The 4064-nt window shown below is 36.3% G+C and carries 6 protein-coding genes and 1 pseudogene; 3 read left to right on the plus strand and 4 right to left on the minus strand.

Annotation, left to right across the window (positions count from 1 at the left end; translation table 11 throughout):
• Together K5677_RS00035 and K5677_RS00040 are read right to left on the minus strand one after the other, a co-directional pair.
• A pseudogene (locus K5677_RS00035) lies at positions 1-470 on the minus strand (cell filamentation protein Fic); the annotation flags it as partial.
• Positions 471-576: 106 nt separating this feature from the next.
• The gene (locus tag K5677_RS00040; RefSeq protein WP_296723265.1) at positions 577-1347 is read right to left on the minus strand and encodes a zinc ribbon domain-containing protein; all 771 of its coding nucleotides are present in this window, start codon (positions 1345-1347) and stop codon (positions 577-579) included.
• Here K5677_RS00040 and K5677_RS14395 point away from each other — a divergent pair.
• The gene (locus K5677_RS14395; protein WP_366848619.1) at positions 1259-1501 is read left to right on the plus strand and encodes a TraX family protein; all 243 of its coding nucleotides are present in this window, start codon (positions 1259-1261) and stop codon (positions 1499-1501) included. The genes K5677_RS00040 and K5677_RS14395 overlap by 89 nt on opposite strands.
• 104 nt (positions 1502-1605) lie before the next feature.
• Here the strand turns inward: K5677_RS14395 and K5677_RS00045 are convergent, their stop codons facing one another.
• Positions 1606-2739, minus strand: a complete 1134-nt coding sequence (locus K5677_RS00045; RefSeq protein WP_296723267.1) for a hypothetical protein — start codon at positions 2737-2739, stop codon at positions 1606-1608.
• Positions 2740-3031: 292 nt separating this feature from the next.
• Positions 3032-3382, minus strand: coding sequence for a hypothetical protein (locus K5677_RS00050; RefSeq protein ID WP_296723268.1), 351 nt, complete (start codon positions 3380-3382; stop codon positions 3032-3034).
• Positions 3383-3611: 229 nt separating this feature from the next.
• Here K5677_RS00050 and K5677_RS00055 point away from each other — a divergent pair, with 229 nt between their 5' ends.
• Together K5677_RS00055 and K5677_RS00060 are read left to right on the plus strand one after the other, a co-directional pair.
• Positions 3612-3806 carry an antitoxin gene (locus K5677_RS00055; protein ID WP_296723270.1) on the plus strand — a complete coding sequence of 65 codons (195 nt, stop codon included), beginning with the start codon at positions 3612-3614 and terminating at the stop codon, positions 3804-3806.
• Positions 3807-3810: 4 nt separating this feature from the next.
• The gene (locus K5677_RS00060) at positions 3811-4023 is read left to right on the plus strand and encodes a hypothetical protein (protein WP_296723273.1); all 213 of its coding nucleotides are present in this window, start codon (positions 3811-3813) and stop codon (positions 4021-4023) included.
• Positions 4024-4064: the final 41 nt, after the last annotated feature.

Below are 4064 nucleotides of genomic sequence, written 5' to 3' on the forward strand. Positions count from 1 at the left end.
GTATCACGGATGCTGTCAAACGCTGCATAGAACACCGTTTTACCGTTAAGCACCCATTCTTTCTTAGAGATGTTATAGGTCCTGTACTGACCAGCCGTCTTGAACACGCCTGTGAACAGTCGACGATGTATAGACTGCAACTCCGCCGGTGAAAACTGGAATGTCTTCTCAGCAAGGAGTTCGGCTATGTGAGCTGCTACGATATCCGCTTCCATTGTATCCTGTTCAACAGTCATACGCACATCACGCTGCTCATAGTAGCTGTATATTCGCTTTTGTGCGGTGGATATATCGATCTTTCCTTCGATATGCTCCTTGGCTGTTTCCAGCAGATATTCTGAGGTCTGGAGGCCGTCAACGTCCTGCAGGCCTATCGCAGTCTGCCAAGCAGCACTTTTCTCTGAACGGTCAGGCTCGCCCTGACGTATGTATTCATCTAAGTCATATTGCCAGTCGTGTTCCTGTTCCATACCGATCCTCCCGTATAACTGGATTTGATGATAATATTATACCACAAATCAGCAGAAAAATCAAGATAAATGCTATTAATGACAGTAGTGGGATACATATTTTGCTTTATTTTTCAACTTCTGCGGTCACTTCATATCCACCCTTGAAAATGATCTGTATTTCAGTCTTGCTCACTACTCTTACGCATTCTATGAGTTTTCTGGTCAGTATATCATTGTATTCAAGTAATTCGCAGCTGTTTTTATCGATCTCCTTTAGCGTCCTGTCAATCCGGTCGCTATCGTCTGAATCGATGCTATTTTTAGCTTTTATCTGCTCTAAGCGTTCATTCAGGCTTTGTTCTTCGTCATAGAGCTTCTGGAACTGTTCGTCAAGCGATTCTTCATCGATTGATCCTGAGGATATGAGGGAAATGTAGTCGTTACGGGTTTCATCTATCTCTTGTAATCTGTACTCTATCTTCCTGATCTCACTTACTTCTATTCCGGATAGAGCCTCTTCCACACTGCCTTTCAGGATCCTCCTTATCTCATTTCTGCATTCATAGTTTTCATTTATGGCGTTCATTATTGCTTTTTGAAGCTTATCTTCGTGGATCGAAGGTGACTTCTTGCAATATCGGATTCCATTATCAAGCCTGTTTATGCATCGCCATACAGGACATCTCTTCTTGCCATGTACGTTCCATATCTGTCTTTTATAAGCTGATCCGCATTCAGCACATACCATTAACTCACTTAATGCATATTTTGAGTATCTTCCTTGCATTAATAAAGATAAATATATGATGCTGGCTGCATTTATAGCAGCAACGATAATAATTCTGCCGATAACATTTCTGAAATACTTCGATAGCTTTGCTGCTTTCTCTTTCAATTATGGTGCGCTCCTAGCTCTGATACCGATACATCTTTACAGTGGCAAACGTGACCGCAGTAGCACTCCATTGAAAAAGGAAATCAATCGTTGGTTCTTCTATGTTTACTATCCGCTGCACATGATGATTATATTCATTGCGCAGATACAATAATAAGGATACTAACTCATATTGTCCTAAATATCTGTATTACAAATAAGCCCTCTCCAGATAGGAGAGGGCATTTTGTGCTGTTACAGTGATTATATAGATTTTTATTAATATTTACTCAAATATATGCCATCATAATTAACACCGCTTTTCTGACTATCAGTAGTATAAATCAATTTAGTTCCGATAAGTGCACATCCTTCTAATTCAAATTGAATAACTGGACTATTTTTATTAACCAGGTCTTGTGCGTCACCTGTGTATCTTGCATCAATCGTGTAATATTCGATAGGTTTTCTTTCCCATTCTTTAGTTACTTTATTATATAATTGTGGATATTTTTTTATATCTTTATATTTTTCTAAATCTAATGGATATTTAATAATTATGTTTCTTGTTTTATCTTTCCCATTTTTATCGAAAGAATAAGAGAGGAAAAGGCAATTCTCAGAGTTACTGCGATAATGACACATTCCTTGAGGTTCGGTGCAATTATTAAATCCATATTCAATACTCTTGATATATTTTTTTAACTCATAGCTATAATCTTTTGTCTTGTCTTTCGTGTCCAAATTTAATGTTCCCGATTTTATATCTATTGAACCTTTATATATTTTATCACCTGTTTTAAAATATAACGTTTTTTGTGATTGGTTATTATCATTACCTTCAATAAAGTCAGCAGAAATACTTCCAAACTCAATGCCTTTTATTGTATGTTTTGTGACCTCTGTATAAGTGACGTTTGTGCTTCTTTTGTCATTATTATTAACTTTCAATAAGTGAACTAAAGTGTTCCCTCCCTTTTTTTCTAATATCAGTAAATATGTGTGTTTATCATATTTTATTGCCGTCATGTCACCGGCATGTCCAAAATCAGCATATTCTTTATTAGTTTTTTCGTTTTTTATTACTTGGGGATTTCCTTTTTGATATTGAAGATTGGGATCAAATCTATAAATTCTCGCTTTATTCTCTCCAATTACTTTTTTATTGTCATCTCTTATTAAATGTATTTTTGCAACATATATATATTCGCCATCCGATGCCATACCTTGCATACTTGATGAACTATCCTCCGTTGGAACTATAGCTAAGCATTTACTGTATCCATTGAGATCTGTTCCAATTACATCACCTAGATTACCATTTTTTGCAAATACTTGTGATGATGTTAACATACTAAATCCAAGTACTACAGATGCAACAGCAGATACTATCTTTTTTATTGCTTTTTTCATCTTCATCATATCCTTTTTGTAAAATTTAAGACTGTTTATACAATCTTATTGCTAAATTATACTCCAATGATATGCTATTGTCAATTCAATTGTTGCCATCATATTTACATAAGTCCTATGTTCTGCGATTTATCGTGGTATGGTGAATTACTTCGTGTTGCTTATGACATATCATGTTATAAAGAATATGATTTCTGCTCAATTCTTGTGATAATACTAATACATTTATACAACGGAAGATGAGGATTAAATCATAATAACAAAGAGGACGGTAGTGAACCGTCCCCTATTTTTATATCGTCCGTCCTTCTTCCTGCACAGCAGCAGTTTTCTCGTTCTTTTCATAGAACTTCTTATATGCTTTTGCAAGAGTTTTCATATCAGAAGTGTCAATGTCATTTTGCTTAATGTATTCATCGAAGTCGATTTTTAGGTTTATCCGCTTGATAATATCCTCAACTGTATTGGCATCCTTGGAGCAGAACATCTCGATTCCATTTAACGGTTGAGTAGTCCTTCCGTTTTCATCAAGGCAATTATAATTGATTGCTCTGATGATACCGTCATGAATTCCCTGAACAATAGCATATTCGTTTCCCTTGTACTTGTAAAGCTTAACAAGTGATCTATATGTTTCCTTCATAACAGTTCCTTTCTCCCCGTTTTTGAGCCGATAGGTCAGCTGACTGATTTTCGGGATATTTTTTTCAATTCTGTGCTTAGATTATAACATATAGACGGCTATACGAATTATTATTTTGTGCAGATTTACAGTTTTTTGCTTCGGCTTGACTGGAACGTCCCTATATGATACAATTATGAGTACCAAATATGCTGCGTTGCTACAAGTAGCAACGGGATCGGAGCTATTTATGTATAACGAAAATGCCAAGAATAGAACCATAAGGTATATGAAAGGAAGCCGTGACAAGCTTACCATAAACTTACCTAAAGGAAAAAAGGACGAATACAAGGAATACGCTCAGTCTAAAGGCATGAGTCTGACGGAGCTCATAATGAGCCTGATTGAGACAGATATGAAGAATAGTGCAACGGAACAGGAGTGACACAGTGGCACAGAAAGAGATAATTGATAGAGATACCTATAAAAAGATAAAGAAGATGGATCGCGAAACCCTGACTAAGTTTATTCTTCAGTACGGTGATGAGTTACTCGGCAATCAGGGTAATGTCATTAAGCTAACTGAAAACGATAAAGAAGCAGGAGTATGTTTGTATGTAAGCGAACAAACTCCTGCTAATACTTACAGCAAAACGGCATGACGAAAAGACAGATCAGAGATCTGCCTGAAAAAACATTGACA

The organism is Ruminococcus sp. (assembly GCF_024684275.1).

Excerpts from the sequence above, each read along its gene's own strand:
- K5677_RS14395 (WP_366848619.1), top strand. The coding sequence starts at position 1,259 with ATGCTGGCTGCATTTATAGCAGCAACGATAATAATTCTGCCGATAACA.
- K5677_RS00045 (WP_296723267.1), bottom strand. The coding sequence starts at position 2,739 with ATGAAAAAAGCAATAAAAAAGATAGTATCTGCTGTTGCATCTGTAGTA.
- K5677_RS00050 (WP_296723268.1), bottom strand. The coding sequence starts at position 3,382 with ATGAAGGAAACATATAGATCACTTGTTAAGCTTTACAAGTACAAGGGA.
- K5677_RS00055 (WP_296723270.1), top strand. The coding sequence starts at position 3,612 with ATGTATAACGAAAATGCCAAGAATAGAACCATAAGGTATATGAAAGGA.